This window comes from Pseudoalteromonas sp. BDTF-M6 (assembly GCF_018334135.1).
GTDB lineage: Bacteria > Pseudomonadota > Gammaproteobacteria > Enterobacterales > Alteromonadaceae > Pseudoalteromonas.
The window spans coordinates 57,961-75,080 of the sequence record NZ_JAGXTQ010000008.1 but is presented as its reverse complement, the minus strand read 5'-3'; the positions used below and the strand labels follow the sequence as shown (position 1 = coordinate 75,080).

General features: G+C 52.0%; 14 protein-coding genes. 9 read left to right on the top strand and 5 right to left on the bottom strand.

Features of this window, described 5'->3' with window-relative positions; genetic code table 11:
- Window positions 1-220 precede the first annotated feature (220 nt).
- From ilvG to can, 8 genes are all read left to right on the top strand, one after another.
- Window positions 221-1,870, top strand: a complete 1,650-nt coding sequence (gene ilvG, locus KD147_RS15670; RefSeq protein WP_212548457.1) for an acetolactate synthase 2 catalytic subunit — start codon at window positions 221-223, stop codon at window positions 1,868-1,870.
- A gap of 8 nt (window positions 1,871-1,878) precedes the next feature.
- Window positions 1,879-2,121, top strand: a complete 243-nt coding sequence (gene ilvM / locus KD147_RS15665) for an acetolactate synthase 2 small subunit (protein WP_105253269.1) — start codon at window positions 1,879-1,881, stop codon at window positions 2,119-2,121.
- Between the two features lie 54 nt (window positions 2,122-2,175).
- On the top strand, window positions 2,176-3,099 hold the full coding sequence (locus tag KD147_RS15660; protein ID WP_105253268.1) for a branched-chain amino acid transaminase: 924 nt from the start codon (window positions 2,176-2,178) through the stop codon (window positions 3,097-3,099).
- An 89-nt stretch (window positions 3,100-3,188) separates the two neighbouring features.
- On the top strand, window positions 3,189-5,045 hold the full coding sequence (gene ilvD / locus KD147_RS15655) for a dihydroxy-acid dehydratase (protein WP_212548456.1): 1,857 nt from the start codon (window positions 3,189-3,191) through the stop codon (window positions 5,043-5,045).
- Window positions 5,045-6,607, top strand: coding sequence for a threonine ammonia-lyase, biosynthetic (gene ilvA / locus KD147_RS15650; protein WP_212548455.1), 1,563 nt, complete (start codon window positions 5,045-5,047; stop codon window positions 6,605-6,607). Before ilvD ends, ilvA begins: the two co-directional genes overlap by 1 nt.
- 30 nt (window positions 6,608-6,637) lie before the next feature.
- A complete protein-coding gene (locus KD147_RS15645) occupies window positions 6,638-7,711 on the top strand; it encodes an ABC transporter substrate-binding protein (protein ID WP_349304705.1) in 1,074 nt (357 codons plus the stop codon).
- Between the two features lie 67 nt (window positions 7,712-7,778).
- Complete coding sequence (locus KD147_RS15640; protein WP_212548454.1) at window positions 7,779-8,972, top strand: methyltransferase; 1,194 nt, start codon at window positions 7,779-7,781, stop codon at window positions 8,970-8,972.
- Window positions 8,973-8,980: 8 nt separating this feature from the next.
- Complete coding sequence (gene can / locus KD147_RS15635) at window positions 8,981-9,649, top strand: carbonate dehydratase (protein ID WP_105253264.1); 669 nt, start codon at window positions 8,981-8,983, stop codon at window positions 9,647-9,649.
- Window positions 9,650-9,693: 44 nt separating this feature from the next.
- Here the strand turns inward: can and KD147_RS15630 are convergent, their stop codons facing one another.
- From KD147_RS15630 to ubiK, 4 genes are all read right to left on the bottom strand, one after another.
- On the bottom strand, window positions 9,694-10,356 hold the full coding sequence (locus KD147_RS15630) for a Bax inhibitor-1 family protein (protein WP_212548453.1): 663 nt from the start codon (window positions 10,354-10,356) through the stop codon (window positions 9,694-9,696).
- A 393-nt stretch (window positions 10,357-10,749) separates the two neighbouring features.
- Window positions 10,750-10,959: a hypothetical protein gene (locus tag KD147_RS15625; protein WP_212548452.1), complete on the bottom strand. Its 210-nt coding sequence runs from the start codon at window positions 10,957-10,959 to the stop codon at window positions 10,750-10,752.
- 159 nt (window positions 10,960-11,118) lie between these two features.
- Complete coding sequence (locus tag KD147_RS15615) at window positions 11,119-11,706, bottom strand: hypothetical protein (RefSeq protein ID WP_212548450.1); 588 nt, start codon at window positions 11,704-11,706, stop codon at window positions 11,119-11,121.
- 416 nt (window positions 11,707-12,122) lie between these two features.
- Complete coding sequence (gene ubiK, locus KD147_RS15610) at window positions 12,123-12,395, bottom strand: ubiquinone biosynthesis accessory factor UbiK (RefSeq protein ID WP_105253261.1); 273 nt, start codon at window positions 12,393-12,395, stop codon at window positions 12,123-12,125.
- Between the two features lie 123 nt (window positions 12,396-12,518).
- Between ubiK and rep the strand changes: the two genes are divergently transcribed.
- Window positions 12,519-14,531: a DNA helicase Rep gene (rep, locus tag KD147_RS15605; protein ID WP_212548449.1), complete on the top strand. Its 2,013-nt coding sequence runs from the start codon at window positions 12,519-12,521 to the stop codon at window positions 14,529-14,531.
- Here the strand turns inward: rep and KD147_RS15600 are convergent.
- On the bottom strand, window positions 14,503-17,073 hold the full coding sequence (locus KD147_RS15600; protein ID WP_349304704.1) for a bifunctional diguanylate cyclase/phosphodiesterase: 2,571 nt from the start codon (window positions 17,071-17,073) through the stop codon (window positions 14,503-14,505). The two genes, rep and KD147_RS15600, sit on opposite strands and share 29 nt — an antisense overlap.
- Between the last annotated feature and the right edge of the window lie 47 nt (window positions 17,074-17,120).

Below are 17,120 nucleotides of genomic sequence, written 5' to 3'. Positions count from 1 at the left end.
ACGGTATAGCCGTCCATTTAGATTTTTAATTAGATTAAGACAGAATTTATATATGTTTAACCTGCTATCAAGCCTAGTCCTAGTGATTAACACCGTGGTGATTATTATTACCGCGGGGGCTTCGTAGTGCGTTAAAAAATTAACACGCTTAAGGCCCCCCGCACTGAAAAGTTCGGGGGGCTTTTTCGTTTCAGGGCCAACACATTGAGGAATGAGGACAATGACCGGCGCAGAATTAGTTGTGGAGATATTGGCAAAGGAAGGAATAAACGAGGTTTTTGGTTACCCAGGCGGTGCCATCATGCCCATTTATGACGCCTTGTATGAATCTCCTGTAACCCACTATCTCACCCGTCACGAGCAAGGTGCCGGTTTTGCCGCGGTTGGCTATGCCCGCAGCAGTGGCAAGCTGGGTGTGTGCATGGCAACCAGTGGTCCGGGTGCCACCAATTTGATCACCGCCTTGGCCGACGCCATGATGGACTCGGTGCCCTTATTGGCGATCACCGGCCAGGTTCCCACCGCCGCCATCGGCTCCGATGCCTTCCAAGAGGTGGATGTTTTGGGCATGTCGCTGGCCTGTACCAAACACAGCTTTATGGTTGAGCGCAGTGAAGATTTGGCGCCCATATTACAGCAGGCCATTCACCTGGCCCAAAGCGGTCGTCCCGGTCCTGTGTTGGTGGATATTCCCAAGGACATCCAAATGGGTGAAGCCCAGTATCAACCCTGGTTGGCCGACTGCGACGCGCCCGCACAGCCTTGCCAGGAGCAGGTGAATAAGGCCAATCAGCTACTTAGCGAATGCCAGCGTCCGGTCGCTTATATCGGCGGCGGCGTTCAGGCCGCGGATGCACAAGCGCAACTGATGCAGTTTTTGTATAAAACCCAGATGCCGGCGGTACAAACGCTCAAGGCCCTGGGCAGCGTCACGCCAGACTATGAACTAAACCTTGGCATGCTGGGTATGCATGGTGGCGAAGCGGCCAATTTGGCGGTACAGCAATGCGATCTATTGTTGTGTATCGGTGCCCGTTTCGACGACCGGGTGACCGGTAATCTGACTAAATTTGCCCCCAATGCTCAGGTTATTCACCTGGATATTGATGTCGCCGAGGTGGGTAAACGCAAGCCGGTTGCCGCATCCTTGGTGGCGGATTTAAAAGCTTCCTTGCCGCAGCTGCATTGTTTTGTTACCGAGCCGGATTGGTGCGCGCATATCCATGCGTTGGCGAAGCAGCATGCCTGGCGCTATGACTATCCCGGCGAAACGGTTTACGCCCCGGCCTTGCTCAACAAGCTGTCGCAGCGTTTAAGTGCTGATGCCGTGGTCTGCTGTGATGTCGGCCAGCATCAGATGTGGGTGGCGCAACATATGCAGTTTTCTCACCCGAGCAACCACCTTAGCAGCGGCGGTGCCGGCACCATGGGCTTTGGCCTGCCGGCGGCCATAGGCGCCAAAATAGCGCGGCCGACCGACATGGTGCTGACGGTGTCCGGTGATGGCTCGATCATGATGAATATCCAGGAATTGGCCACCATACGCCGTAATAACCTGGATGTGAAAATTGTGGTGATAGATAACCAGCGTTTGGGCATGGTGCGTCAGTGGCAGCAGCTCTTTTTTGCCGAACGTTATAGCGAGACCAACCTCTCCGATAACCCCGATTTCGTTGCCTTGGCGCGGGTGTTCGGCATCGACGGCCAGTGCATCACCCATCAAGACCAAGTTGATGCGGCTCTGGATGCCATGCTAAGCAGTCAGGGCCCTTATTTACTGCACGTATGCATAGACGACAAAGACAATGTTTGGCCCCTGGTTCCACCGGGTGCCGCCAATGACCAAATGCTGACCCAAGCCAACACCTAGGAGCAACCATGAAACACCGTTTAACCCTAAACTTAGCGAATCAAACCGTGGCCGTGGAGCGTTTTCTGCGTGTGGCTCGTCACCGTGGCTTTAAGCTGACCGCCCTGGAGTTGGCCTGTGACCAAGATCAATATGCGGTCAATATCACGGTAGATAGCGATAAACCTATCTATCTTTTAACACAGCAACTAAATAAATTAGTAGATGTGCACAGTGTCACTATGGCGCAACTACAACAACAAGCAAGTTAATCCGCGCCCCGTTTGGGCCGGTTAGGCAACTGGATTTTAAAGAAGGTACAACACATGACACAAACCTCTGAACTGATTTGGCATAACGGCGAAATGATTCCCTATCACCAAGCGACAACGCACGTATTAAGCCACGCCCTGCATTATGGTAGCTCGGTCTTTGAAGGCATTCGCGCCTATGACACGCCAAACGGTCCGGCGATTTTCCGTTTAACCGATCATATGAAGCGGCTGTATGACTCGGCCAAGATCTACCGTATGGAAATTCCCTTTACCTTAGAGCAGCTCAATCAGGCGTGTAAGGATGCGGTAAGACAAAACGGTTTTACCAATGCTTATATTCGTCCATTCGCCTTTCTGGGTCATGTGGGCTTGGGCCTGAACCCCAAATCCCATCGTGCCGAGGTTACCGTGGCGGCAATGGAGTGGGGAGCCTATCTGGGGGATGACAGCCTGGCGCAAGGTGTGGATGTGTGTATTTCATCCTGGAACCGTTTGGCCCCGAATACCATGCCAACGGCCGCAAAAGCAGGTGGTAACTATCTGTCTTCACAGCTTATTTCTGGTGAGGCCAAGCGTAATGGCTATGTTGAAGGCATCGCCTTGGATACCAATGGCCTGCTTAGCGAAGGCGCCGGTGAAAACCTCTTCGTGATCAAAAATGGCGTGCTTTATACCCCGCCGACCACCGCCTGTATTCTGCCGGGCTTAACGCGCGACACCATAATGACACTGGCGAAAGCGCGTGGTTATGAGGTACGTGAAGAGCCCATTGCGCGTGAAGCCTTGTATCTTGCCGATGAGTTCTTTATGACCGGCACCGCGGCGGAAATCGTGCCGGTGCGCAGCGTGGATCAAATCCAGGTGGGTCAGGGCGAGCGAGGTCCTATCACCGAAGAGTTACAAACGGCCTACTTTGACCTGGTTAAGGGGCAAAGCGAAGACCCGCATGGCTGGTTGGAATACGTAAACGACTAATACTGAGGGCAGCGTGTTGACGCTGCCATATTTTTTGGGAATGAGGAAAGTCGACACACATTGGTGTTCGCAAAATTATCGAGGTAGACATGGCTAAATTACGCAGTGCAACAACAACCGAGGGACGTAAACGAGCGGGTGCCCGTGCCCTATGGCGAGCAACCGGGATGACCGACAGCGATTTTAAAAAACCGATAATCGCCGTGGTGAACTCGTACACACAATTTGTGCCCGGGCATGTGCATCTAAACCAGCTCAGCGATCTGATGGCGCAGACTATTCGCGACGCCGGTGGCGTCCCCCGCGAGTTTAATACCATAGCCATCGACGACGGCATCGCCATGGGCCATGGCGGCATGCTTTATTCCTTGCCATCGCGCGACCTTATCGCCGACTCGGTGGAATACATGGTCAATGCCCATTGCGCCGACGCCATGGTGTGTATCTCTAACTGCGATAAGATCACCCCGGGCATGATGCTTGCCGCACTGCGTTTAAATATCCCAGTGATCTTTGTCTCCGGTGGCCCCATGGAAGCGGGTAAAACTCGCCTAGCCAATATAGATATCAAGCTGGATTTGGTCGATGCCATGGTCAAGGGTGCCGATCCCACGGTCAGTGATGAGGACTCGGAGCAGGTTGAACGCTCGGCCTGTCCTACCTGTGGCTCTTGCTCCGGCATGTTTACCGCCAACTCCATGAACTGCTTGCTGGAAGCCTTAGGTCTGGCTCTGCCGGGTAATGGCACCACACTGGCGACCCACAAGGATCGCATGCAGCTTTATGTGGAAGCGGGTCAGCGTATCGTCGACTTGTGTAACCGTTTTTATGGCGACGATGATGCGTCTGTACTGCCGCGCAATATCGCCAATCAGGCGGCCTTTATGAACGCCATGACCCTGGATATCGCCATGGGCGGCTCATCGAATACCGTGTTACACCTGTTGGCTGCGGCGCAAGAGGCCGGTGTTGATTTTGATATGGCGGACATCGACCGACTATCCCGCAGCACGCCATTTCTCTGCAAGGTGGCGCCGGCCACGCAGCAATACCATATTGAAGATGTGCACCGTGCCGGTGGCATCATGGCCATACTCAATGAACTGGGCAAGGCTGATAAGCTGGACTTATCCGTTGGCCATGTGGCCGGCGAAAATCTGGCCGAGGTGATCGCCCGTTTCGATGCTACCGACTCGGAAAATACCCAGGCGCAGACCTTTTACCGCGCTGGTCCGGCAGGCATTCGGACCACCAAAGCCATGAGTCAGGATTATCGTTGGAATGAGTTGGATCTGGATCGTCAGCAGGGCTGTATTCGCAGTGTCGAACATGCCTTTAGTCAGGACGGCGGCCTGGCCGTGCTCTACGGCAACCTGGCGCCCAATGGCTGCATTGTCAAAAGCGCCGGCGTTGCCGAGGAGATGCTGGTGTTTAGTGGCACCGCCCGGGTTTATGAATCTCAGGATGATGCCGTTGATGGCATACTTGAGGGCAAGGTGCAAAAGGGCGATGTGGTGATCATTCGCTACGAAGGCCCTAAAGGCGGCCCGGGTATGCAGGAAATGTTGTATCCAACCAGTTACTTAAAGTCCATGGCCCTGGATAAAGACTGTGCGCTGATCACCGATGGCCGCTTTTCCGGCGGGACCTCAGGCTTATCCATCGGTCACGTGTCGCCAGAGGCGGCCAGTGGCGGCGCCATTGCCTTGGTAGAAGATGGTGACAAGGTGGTGATTGATATTCCCAATCGCGGTATCAACCTGGCGCTGAGCGAGGAGCAACTGGCAGAGCGACGTGTCCAGCAAGAGGCCCGTGGCAAGCAGGCCTATAAGCCACTTGAACGTCAGCGCGCAGTGACGCCAGCTCTCAAAGCCTATGCTTTGCTTGCCACCAGTGCCGATAAGGGGGCGGTGCGCGACCTGCAAAAGCTTGAGGAGTTAAGCTGATGGCGGCCACCGAACTCGATTATTTTCGCGCCATCATCCAGGCCAATATGGAGCCCCTGGTCAAGGTAACCGAGGTCAGTGAACTCAGTGCCTTGGAAGCCAAACTGGGCTCACAAATCTGGCTTAAACGGGAAGATCAGCAACCGGTTTATTCTTTTAAATTGCGCGGCGCTTATAACAAGCTAAGCAAGTTACCCACAGGCTCCGAGGTGGTGACCGCCTCGGCGGGCAACCATGCCCAAGGGGTGGCACTGAGTGCCACCGAACTGGGTCATCAGGCCACCATAGTGATGCCCCTGACCACGCCGCAGATCAAGGTCGATGCGGTGCGCAACTTCGGTGGCGAGGTGGTACTTCATGGTCACCATTTCGATGCCGCCAAGGCCCATGCGCTGGCTCTTGCCGAGCGCCAAGGCGCGGTGTTTGTGCCCCCCTTTGATGATCCGGATGTGATCGTCGGCCAAGGCACCATAGCCCGTGAGCTGATGCAGCAGTTGCCAGAACTCGATGCGGTGTTCGTGCCGGTCGGCGGCGGTGGTTTGCTTGCCGGCATGGCGGTCTATATTAAGTCTCTGCGTCCGGATATTCGCGTGATTGGCGTGGAAGCCGAAGAAAGCGCCTGTTTACAGGCAGCTATGAGCGCCGGTAAGCCGGTGGAACTAGAGCGCGTCGGCAGCTTTGCCGATGGTGTGGCGGTGAAGATCATCGGCACCGAAACCTTTAGGTTGGCACAGCAGTTTTGCGACGAAGTGGTTACCGTTAGCGGCGATGAAATCTGTGCTGCGGTACAGGATATTTTTGTCGGCACCCGAGCCGTGGCCGAGCCTTCCGGTGCCTTAGCGCTGGCCGGGCTGAAAAAGTGGGTGCAGAGCACGGGAGTGAAGGGGCTGAAATTGGCGGCTGTGCTCTCTGGCGCCAATCTCAATTTTGATCGATTGCGCCATGTTGCCGAGCGCACCGCACTGGGTGAGAAAAATGAGGCCCTACTGGCGTTCACCATTAAGGAAGAAAAGGGCAGTTTTAAACGTTTTTGCCAGTCCCTGGGGGGGCGCGCCATTACCGAATTTAACTACCGGTATGCCGGGCCCGGCGAGGCACAAATCTTTGTTGGTATTGGTCTGCGCCAGGGCGCCAGTGAACTGCAGGAGGTACTGGCGGCGCTGGACGAGCAAGGTTACGACTATGTGGACATGTCGGATAATGAGCTGGCCAAGCTGCATGTGCGCTATATGGTCGGTGGCAAGCCCAGCGAGCAACTGGAAGAGCGCTTGTTGCGCTTTGAGTTTCCCGAATATCCCGGTGCCTTGGCGCGTTTCTTGGACACCCTGGGTAGTAAATGGAATATCAGCCTGTTCCACTACCGTAACCATGGTGCCGCGACTGGGAATGTGCTGGCGGCATTTGAGGTTCCCGAGGCGGATAAAGGGGCCTTTAACCAGCATTTGCAACGCTTGGGCTATCAATATATAGATGAAACGAACAACCCCTGTTATCGTCAGTTTTTGGCTCATCGTCAAGGCCAGGGGAGTGCGGCTGGCAATATTAGCGAAGCTTGCTTATAGTGGAATAGTCAACGTAATCAAGGATGAATCGTGAACAAAATAACTGCATTCGCTAGCTATTATGTTCGGCTGTTGCTGCTGTGCACCACGCCTTGGGTTTGGGCCGATGCGCCTACCGAAGTAACCTTGCAGCTTAAGTGGCAACATCAATTTCAGTTTGCCGGTTATTATGTTGCCAAGGAGCTGGGTTACTACCGTGATGCGGGTTTAGAGGTCAATATAGTGCCGGCGCCGCCAACGGACACAGATACCATGACCAAGGTGCTCAGTGGCAGCGCGCATTTCGGTATTACTCACTCGGGTATTATCAAGCAAAGGCTCGAAGGCAAGCCGGTGGTAGCACTGGCGGCCTTGCTGCAATCTTCTCCTTATTGCTGGTTGGTGCGCAAAGACTCGGCGATTTTCAATCCCGAAGACTTTCAGGGGCAGCGCATTAGCCTGCTTACCAAGGGTGAAGATGCGGAGCTGATGAGCTTGTTGGATCATCGCCAGGTCAACGTTGAGGTGGTGGATCATGTGGGCAAGTCCAATTTAGATGCCTGGCTGGCGCAGGAAATCGATGCCATGCAGGTGTATGTCACCAATGAGCCCTATCAGCTCAGCCAGTTAGGCATAGACTATCGCTTGGTATGTCCCAAGCGCTATGGCCTGAACGTTTATGGCGACGTGCTTTTTACCTCGCAGCACCTGATTGCCCACTCCCCTGAAGTAGTCGAGCGATTTTATCAGGCGAGCATGCGCGGCTGGCGCTATGCCTTACTGAATCTCGACCACGCCCTTGCCATCACACAAAAACATTACGCCCTCAATAAGTCCTTGGAGCAGCTGGCGTTTGAAGCGGATCAGCTCAAGCCCTTGATCATGCAGTCGGGTAACTCCATCGGCGCCATGTCGGATGCGCGTTGGCGGGTGATCACCGAGCTTTACCACCTGGAGCCGAAAAAGCTGGCTATGCACTTCGATGGCTTTATTTATCGCCCAGCGCCGCCGCACTCACCGATGAATTTATCTTGGATGATGGTGCTGGCCCTGGTATTGATGATGGTGGCGGTGCCCGCCTATATTCATCTGTTTTACTGCGCCCGCCATTCCAAGAAGGCATAGATTTACTGCGACGTACCGGCACTTACTTTGCTATAATCGCCGGCAAATTGTTAACCGTCGTACCCTTATGTCTGCCTTGCTCGCGCACTTTGAAGCGCTGGATCACCTCTTGTATCAAACCCGCCGTTATTGGCAGTGTGTGGCTTTTTCCTGTAGCCAATACCCCTGGCCCGAGCTGGCCCGGGTACTTGATGATCTAAGCGATGAGCAGGTGGCGCAGCTTGAAGCCGATCCTCAGCAGTTGCTGGCGTTTTTTCACTCCTACATTCCCGAGCTGGTAAAGCTGGATAAGCTGAGTGTGTTGCCACAACGTCACGGCGGGGCCGAGCAAGCGACCTTACCTTTTTGGTTAAGCAATGGCATTAAGGGCAGAAAGCTCACTCAACTGCAGGCTTTTGTCGCCCATTTGCAGCCCGAAGAAAACGCCGCAACCCTGTTGGAGTGGTGTGCGGGCAAGGGTCATTTAGGGCGTTTGTTGGCGCATCAATATGGTATCGGCGTACAGAGTGTCGAAATTCAGCCGCAGTTATGCGCCCAGGGAGAAGAGCTGGCGCAGCGTTTTTCCTTACCAATACGCTTTAATGTTGCCAATGTGCTTGAGGATGATTGCCAGAGTTGGTTGCGCCAGTGCGACCATGCGGTGGCTCTGCATGCCTGCGGCGGTTTGCATCAGGAACTGATGCGTCAGGCCAGCCGCTTGGGCACACCACGTTTATCTATTTCTCCGTGCTGCTATCATTTGTTTATTGACGGCGAGCGTTACCAGGCCATGAGCCAGGCCGCCGGGGCCAGCCAAAACAGCTTTTACAGTAGCGATCTGAAACTCGCCTTGCAGCAAACGGTGACCGCCGGGCAGCGAGTGCAGCGACTGCGCCAAACCGAGGTGCAATGGCGTCTTGGTTTTGATCAGCTGGTGCGCGATGTGTTTGCTCGCAGTGAGTACACTCCGGTGCCTTCGGTGGGCAAACAAGTATTTAGCGGCGAGTTTAAAGATTTTTGCCAGTGGGCGGCCACGCAGAAGGGTTTAACCCTGCCACAGGACTTGGATTATCCGCATTATTTGGCCTTGGGCGCTGATCGAAAACACATGACCGACCGTATTGAACTGGTAAGACATCTGTTTCGACGGGCAATTGAGGTTTGGCTCGTGCTCGATCGTGCTTTATATTTGCAGCAAGCAAATTATCGGGTGGATATTTTCGAGTTTTGTGAGGCGTCACTGACACCGAGAAATATCTTTATAGAAGCGAAATTAAATTGAGAGTTGTTGTGAAAAACTTAAGTCATCTTTTTGAAAATAATAAGCAGTGGGCTAAGCGTACTACCGAACAAGATCCAGAATTCTTTAAGAAACTTTCAGAGCAACAAAATCCTGAGTATCTGTGGATTGGCTGCTCGGACTCACGCGTACCAGCCAACCAGATCGTTGATTTGATGCCGGGCGAGCTATTCGTACACCGTAATGTTGCCAACGTGGTAGTGCACACCGACCACAACTGTTTGTCGGTCATGCAGTATGCCGTTGAGGTCCTTAAGGTGAAGCACATCATGGTGGTGGGTCACTATGGTTGTGGCGGTATTAAAGCGGTTCTGGACGAAGCCAAATTTGGCTTGATCGATAATTGGTTGCGTCACGTGGGCGATATCAAAGAACGCCATCTTGAACTGCTTGAGCAAGCCCCGGAGAAGGAGCGCCTTGCCCGCCTTATCGAGCTCAACGTGATTGAGCAGGTGCGTAACGTATGTCGTACCAACATAGTGCAAGACGCCTGGGCTCGAGGCCAGGAACTAACGGTACATGGTTGGGTGTACAGCTTGGAAAACGGCCGTTTGCATGACATGAATTCAGTGGCACGTTGTCAGCAGGAGCTGGGCGACAGCTATAAAGAAGCCCTTGAAGACGTGGCTAAGCGTGTTCGCGGCGAGCTGACTGACTAACCTCGGTAAGATGAAAAAGGGAAGCCATGAGCTTCCCTTTTTTGTTACTGCTTTCGTCCTAGTATGCGAAGGATGCGTAAGAACAGGTTAATTATATCCATATACAGAGCTGCGGCACTGTCTACGGCATTATCCAGGGTTTTCGGTATTTGGTTTGCTCGGCCCCAGTCGTAGCCAATGTAACCACAAAAGATCACCGCGACGGCCCAATCGATCCACTCATGATGTATCCCCAAGACAAATATTTGAAATAGTTCGACCACTAAGACCGCCAGCAAGGCGATGCTTAATACTCCGAGAATGCGTTGGAAGAAGCGAGGGAACATGGAGCCCAACAGCATCATGATTAGGGTGACGCTGGCGGTAAGTCGAATCGCCTCAATCACCAGAACCTCATTGTATTGCGCCACCACCATATTAACGATTAAGCCAAAGGGCACCACCACCAGGTTGTAACCGAGAAAGCTGACAACTGGTTTCTCCGACTCGTTAAAGAGCCAGACCCCGACAAAGCAGGAGGCAAAATAGCCGATAAAGAAGACCCAGGGGTTGATGGCCCACAGGGTTTGCGGGTCGATATTAACGACCAAAAACCAGTTTACAGAAAAACCCCAGAGTAAACACAGCCCTATGGTCAGATTGTAAAGACCTGGGCTGATTTCTTTGCTGCTGGTGGCTCGTCGATTAAAAACATCAGACTCGAGCATGGATGTGATTTCCTTTTTCATTTGAGAAGCGAGTGGCTTTATTGGTTGTGTCACCCTATGGAGAGCGGGCAGTCTATAAATAGATGGAGGGGAAATCTATTAAAAACGTCAATAAATCAATATGTAAGATTATTGGTGATATCTGTAAGTGGGGTTTTGATCCGAAAGAATTTGCCGCGTTGGCGACGGCAACCAAAGGGCGGTTTGCGCCAACCGTCCCTTGGAACCCCCGCGACTCTAAACGGGAAGATCGATGCCTGTTAGTTCCGGAGCGTTCTGATAAGATATTAAGTCCCAGCAGCGGACCCTGTAACAGCCAGCGTGTTCAGCTGGCGCTGAGAAGCGGTGACAGTCCTGCGCAATTTACTGCGCGCTTGTTATACATTATGCCAATCATTCTTCATTATTATTAATATCGGAGACTACTTTTTTCGTCTCTTTCTTAATAGCTTTTGCTGCATCCCTTGAAGCATGACCAATTTCTGTAGTCACTTCTTTGACAGCACCGCCAAAATCTCTTCCCGCTTCTTTTACACTTGAGCAAGATGTGAGCAATCCTAGCGTGATAAAAATGGATAATGTTTTAAGGCTATATTTTTTCATCTAATTTCTCATCTATTAAGATGTATAACGCCCTGTTAAGGTGTGAGCAACGCAATACAAAAGCCGCCGCATACCACCTTAACCACTAAAACCAACGCATAGTAAAAATGCCACGCGTTGCGAACCACTCTTGAACAGTTTGTTAGGCGCGCGAACCAATTAGTTAACCATGTACTTATTTACATACACTTCCAAACTGTCAACTCTAGCCTTCATTAATCTTTCGAATTCTGCTCGTACCCACATTCCAGCGGTAGCATGATAGTGCATATCATCATCTGTGACTTCAATATCATAATATGTCTTAGGGTGAGTAAGCTTATTTCGAAAAGACTTGGCAATTACAAAATCTCGATAATCTTCACTATCAGTCAGCAAGCGAAAATCCAAATCCCAAACTTTTGCCGCCAACTTAAAAGTTGATTTTAAATTTTGCTCAAGCGGAAGCTGACGTCCTTTATTTTCCGATATAGCAAATAGTGAACCTAACAGCTCAACTTCCTTCTTGCTCAATTCAAAGTTTGGTCTTTCTAACCGCAAGCTAGACCGAACCTCTACCTTTATGGTCTCGATAACAGCTTCTACATATGAAAATACCGCACGAACAACACTACGCCTAAAATATTGATTTTGCTTGTCCTCTTCGAGAACTTTGAAGGCAGTATTAACATCATTGCTCAACGCCTCTAAAAGATCATACGTTCGAATAAAACCTTCCCCAGCCATAATATTTTGTAACCCAGGCAAATTGACCTCCTAGCCGCCTAACAGGGTATTAATGAGACCTTGCAAGCTTGCCTACCTTGTAAGGTAGGCGCATTAAACGAATGAGGTTTCATTAGTGAAAGCAAAACTCATGTTAAATCAGATGGAAAGTGAAAGAAACTAGGTTGAAGGGAACAATCGATGAACGACCGCTCTTCTCTAATCAAACTTACAAATTGCCTTAAGCTAAATTGAAACTCAGATGTATCAGCTTAATCCCCTTATATTGCATCCGAAAAGGGGGGCGAGAAGCTTGGTTCCTGTTCGTGACGAAGTTACGGCATCCATGCCTCCACCTTCTCGCGCTGCGAAGCTGTGCTTCGGTCGCTCGTCGCCCAACGCGACAAGATACCAAGGAGGACATCAGTGGTTCGTATACCACTAAAGCTAGAGAAAGCTTACTCTGCGTCAGCGTCCTTCGCTTGTGCCGCCAGCATGGCTTCAAGCGCAGCGACCTTCTCTTCCAGTGCCGTTAGTTTTTCGCGCGTGCGCACCAGCACCTGGCTTTGAATATCGAACTCTTCACGGCTGACAAAATCCATTTCAGCCAGTTTGTTTTGCAATACCTGTTTGGTTTTGGTCTCAAAATTCTCGGCGATATCGCGCATGCCTTTTGGCATGTTGCTGCCGATTTGGCGGGCGATTTCTTCAATTTTGCTCGGGTTAATCATGTTCTGGCTCCTATCTTTATCTGCCCTAAGTGTAACTAATTTCCCAAGCCCTGCCTATCATGGCTGTATCGCGCTCACAGATAGGCTAAAATAGCCGGTCCCATGTGATTTAGATTAGTGTTTATGAAGCTCAATCCCCAGCAAAATGAAGCGGTAAAGTACATTAGCGGACCCTGCCTGGTGTTGGCCGGTGCCGGCTCGGGCAAAACCCGGGTTATTACCAATAAAATCGCCCACCTGGTGCAAAACTGCCAGTATCAGGCGCGAAATATTGCTGCGGTGACCTTTACTAACAAGGCGGCGCGGGAAATGCGTGAGCGGGTGGCGCAAACCTTGGGCAAGCAAGAGGCCAAGGGCTTGTGGGTATCGACCTTTCACACCTTGGGTTTGGAGATCATTAAAAAAGAGCTGAAGACCTTAGGCTTTAAGGCGGGCTTTTCCCTGTTTGATGATCAGGATACCAATCAGCTGCTTAATGAGCTGACCGCCGATGAATTGCAAGGGGATAAAGATTTACTCAATCTGCTGAAAATGCAAATTGGCGATTGGAAAAACGAGCTGATCCTGCCGCCGCAAGCCATTGCCATGGCTAGGGAGCCGCAAAAGGCGCTGTTTGCTCAGCTTTATGCCCGCTATCAAACCCAGTTGCGCGCCTATAACGCCATGGACTTTGACGATCTCATTATGATCCCAACCCTCTTGCTGGGCTCCAATGCCGAGGTGCGCGAGCGCTGGCAAAACCGTTTTCGTTATCTGCTGGTTGACGAATACCAGGACACCAACACCAGTCAATATCAGTTGGTGAAACTCTTGGTGGGGCAGCGCGCCCGCTTTACCGTGGTAGGCGACGACGACCAATCCATTTATTCCTGGCGTGGTGCCAAGCCACAAAACCTGGTGCTGCTCAGTAAAGACTTTCCCGGTTTGCGTCTGATCAAGCTGGAACAAAACTACCGCAGCGCCGGACGCATCCTAAAGGCGGCCAATATACTGATCGCCAATAACCCCCATGTGTTCGATAAAAAGCTCTTTAGTGAGCTCAATTATGGCGAGGAGATCAAGGTGATCGCCACCCGGGATGAGGAGCATGAGGCGGAGCGGGTGGTGGCGGAGATCATCTCCCATAAGTTTACCAAACGCACCAATTACAAGGATTACGCCATTCTTTACCGCGGTAACCATCAGGCCCGGTTATTTGAAAAGGCGCTGATGAGCAACCGCATTCCCTACAAGATCAGCGGCGGCATGTCGTTTTTTGGCCGAGCAGAAATCAAGGACATGATGGCTTATTTACGCCTCTTGGTGAACCAGGATGACGACAATGCGTTTTTGCGCATCGTCAACACCCCGAAGCGGGAAATCGGCCCGGTGACCTTGGAAAAACTCGGTAGTCTGGCCAATGAAAAACACATCAGCTTGTTTGCCGCCTGTTTTGAGCCCGAGCTTGCCGGGCGCCTGCAAGGGCGTGGCTTTAATGCCTTGATGGGCTTTGCTCGCTGGGTGGTGGAGCTGGCCGATAATGCCCAGCGCAGCGACACCTTGGAGGCGGTCAAGGATCTGGTGCGCCAGATCAACTACGAAGCCTATTTGTACGAAACCTCGACCAGCGCCAAGGCCGCCGAGATGCGTATGAAGAACGTTTCCGAGCTGTACCGCTGGATCACCGATATGCTCACCGGTGATGCCGATAATGAACCTTTGACCTTGCCTGAGGTGGTCACCAAGCTGGCGCTGCGCGATATGATGGAGCGTAATGAGGAAGAGGACGACAGCGATGCGGTGCAATTGCTGACCCTGCATGCTTCCAAGGGCCTGGAATATCCCTATGTGTTTATGGTTGGCATGGAAGAAGGCCTGCTGCCGCATCAAAGCAGCATCGATGAGGACAATGTCGAAGAAGAGCGCCGTTTAGCCTATGTGGGTATTACCCGGGCCCAGCAGGAACTGGTAATGACCTATGCCAAAAACCGCCGTCAATTCGGTGAGGTGATCACGCCGGAGATCAGTCGCTTTGTTGAGGAGCTGCCGCAGCAGGATCTTGCCTTTGAGGCGAGAAAGCCGCCGCAAAACCAAGAGCAGCGCATGCAACAGGGGCAGGCACGGGTCGCTAATTTGCGGGCGATGTTAAAGAAGTAAGCGTATCTAGTTGTTTTTGTTGTGCCAGCGGCGAGCGCTGGCCGACAAAGTATTCTATGCCCAGGCGCTCAAGTTTATCACGCTCGGCCGAAGCCTGTGGGCATTTGGTCATCAGTTTACAGTTGGCCTCTTGGGTCAGCGCCACTATGCCGGGCAGCATACGTGCATAGGCAGGCTCTTGCAGCAGGCGACGACTAAAGGTGTTACTTAACAGCACGCAGTAGAAGGGGAATTGTGCCAACAGCCCAAGCTCACAGCGCTCCTTGGCGAAGTTATTCAGGCCGATGTACACACCACTTTGGCTCAGGGTCTCCAGATTGTGCAGCTGCTTGGCACTGGCACAACTCAACTCCGGCTCCTCAAACAGCAAGCATAAATGCTCGATGGCATCTATCTGGCTCACCCACGTGTACAGAGAGGGGAAATACTCATCTTCTAGTAGCTGCGCCGAGCAATTGAGCAGGGTTAAGCCTTGATTTTGATGCTGGGCAAAGCCGGATTGCAATAATTTTAGCTCCACCTGGGTCAGTTCATAGCGATCGCTGCCAAAGCGTTTAAGTTGCTCGAAACTGGTGCTGCCGAGCACCGGATGCTCGCCATAGGCGCTGAGCAATTGGCAAATTGGTTGCTGGTCGGCACCGAACACCTGACTGCTTTGAAAATGGGTGTGTAAGTCCATTAAATGGTGCTCGCTTGGCCGGTGCGCTTGCTCATCGGTATAACTCAGTAAGGGATGATAAAACTCAAAGCGCCCTTTACCGCTTTGCTTGGCGTAATACATGGCCGCATCGGCATCGCGGATCACCTCATCAATGTCACCATAGTGCTCATGGCTAAAGGTAATGCCTATGCTGGCGCCGCCTTGAATGCAGTTACCCTGATGACAGAAGGGCTGTTGCATCACCGCAATAATGCGTTTGGCCACATCCTCGGCCTGCTGCTTTTCTTGCAGGCGTGAAAGCAAGACGACAAATTCATCGCCGCCCAAACGGGCGATCAAATCGTGTTCGCGCACGCATTGTTTTAACTTGGTGGCCACGGCAATCAGGAATTGATCGCCGAACTGGTGTCCGAGCTGATCATTGATGTCTTTAAACTTATCGAGGTCGATAAAGAGCACGGCAAAATTTTGTTCGGGCAGGTGCTGATAATGTGCCATGGTGCGCTCGAGCTGGGCGATAAAAAGATTGCGATTGGGCAGCCCGGTAAGGGCATCGTGATGGGCGTCATGGTACAACTGCTGCTCTATTTTACGCCGCTCGTCTATTTGCAGTTGCAGATGGACATTGGCCTGGCGCAGCTCCTTGGTTTTCTCGGCCACACGCAATTCCAACTGCTGATGACTTTGCCTGAGTGCCTGCTGTGAGAGCTGGTTTTGTAAGACATTAGCAATTTGATTGGAAACGTAGGCGATCAGCTCGACGTCTTCTTGCACAAACTCATATTTATTGTTGTAGGCTTGACAGGCGATCAAGCCAATAACTCCCTGAGCGGTTTTCAGCGGTGCGCCGAGCCAACTGGTGCAGCGTCCGGTTTGGGTAAGCGCCCGGGTGCGCTCGACCAGGCCCTGTTGGCACAGTTGTTCACCGCGCTCTCGGCTGATCAATTGGCATTTTTTGCTGGTAAGCACTAACTCACTGTAGCCTTTGGCAAAAGGGCGGGGGCTAAAGTCCGGGTCGCTTTCATCAACGGCATAGGGAAAGGTCAGCCAATTATTATCGCGATCATACAGGGCAATATAGAGGTTTTGTGCATAAGTGATGGATTTCATGATCTGATGAACATGGTAATACACATCGTCTATCTGGATCGCCTGGGTGGCGAGTTCGGCAATTTGAAACAGGGTTTGCTGGCGCTCCAGTGCCTTTTTGCGCTGGGCAATTTCCTCATTGAGGGCGTGATTACTTTGTGTGAGTGCCAGGGTGCGCTGTTCCACCTGTCGCTCTAGGAGCTCGCGTTTTTTCACCCTTTCTATGGCGGTGGCCAAGTACAGGGCGATCACCTCGAACAGCTCTATTTGCTCCTGGCTGTAGCCAAGCTCTTGCTCATAACTTTGCGACACCATGACGCCGATAACCTGGGTGTCTTGATAAATGGGGACCCCTAACCAATGCTCTGAGCGGGTGCCATGTAAATTGAATTTACCCTCTGCCGCTGCCGCCGCCATGGTGGCGCGATTAAAATACGCCGTGGCCTGGGAGCGAAACACATAGCCGGTGAGGCTTTGCTCAAAATGTTGCTCGGTTAGCTCAGGGTGCGACTGAGTGTCTTTTTGATCGACGAAATAGGAGAGCTCAAGTAACCCTGAGCTGGGGTTTTGTAACACCACGTAGAAGTTTTTACTGGGCACATAGTCGGCGAGGAGTTGTCGAATTGCGGGATAAAAGGAATTGAGATCCGGGTGTGTACTGGCCTGCTCTGAAAGGCCGATCAGCGCATACTGGAGATGATGCTGATGCTTATATTTTTGCAGCAGTTCCTTTAACCGCTTGTTTTGCTTACGCAACTTATTTACCGAACACTCATCCACTGAACGTGCCACTAGGTTTTTGGCTAAATCTTAACCGTCGAATATTCCATCTTTTGTAA

Coding starts and splice junctions, on each gene's coding strand:
- ilvG (WP_212548457.1), top strand. CDS start 221: ATGACCGGCGCAGAATTAGTTGTGGAGATATTGGCAAAGGAAGGAATA.
- ilvM (WP_105253269.1), top strand. CDS start 1,879: ATGAAACACCGTTTAACCCTAAACTTAGCGAATCAAACCGTGGCCGTG.
- KD147_RS15660 (WP_105253268.1), top strand. CDS start 2,176: ATGACACAAACCTCTGAACTGATTTGGCATAACGGCGAAATGATTCCC.
- ilvD (WP_212548456.1), top strand. CDS start 3,189: ATGGCTAAATTACGCAGTGCAACAACAACCGAGGGACGTAAACGAGCG.
- ilvA (WP_212548455.1), top strand. CDS start 5,045: ATGGCGGCCACCGAACTCGATTATTTTCGCGCCATCATCCAGGCCAAT.
- KD147_RS15640 (WP_212548454.1), top strand. CDS start 7,779: ATGTCTGCCTTGCTCGCGCACTTTGAAGCGCTGGATCACCTCTTGTAT.
- KD147_RS15630 (WP_212548453.1), bottom strand. CDS start 10,356: ATGCTCGAGTCTGATGTTTTTAATCGACGAGCCACCAGCAGCAAAGAA.
- KD147_RS15625 (WP_212548452.1), bottom strand. CDS start 10,959: ATGAAAAAATATAGCCTTAAAACATTATCCATTTTTATCACGCTAGGA.
- ubiK (WP_105253261.1), bottom strand. CDS start 12,395: ATGATTAACCCGAGCAAAATTGAAGAAATCGCCCGCCAAATCGGCAGC.
- rep (WP_212548449.1), top strand. CDS start 12,519: ATGAAGCTCAATCCCCAGCAAAATGAAGCGGTAAAGTACATTAGCGGA.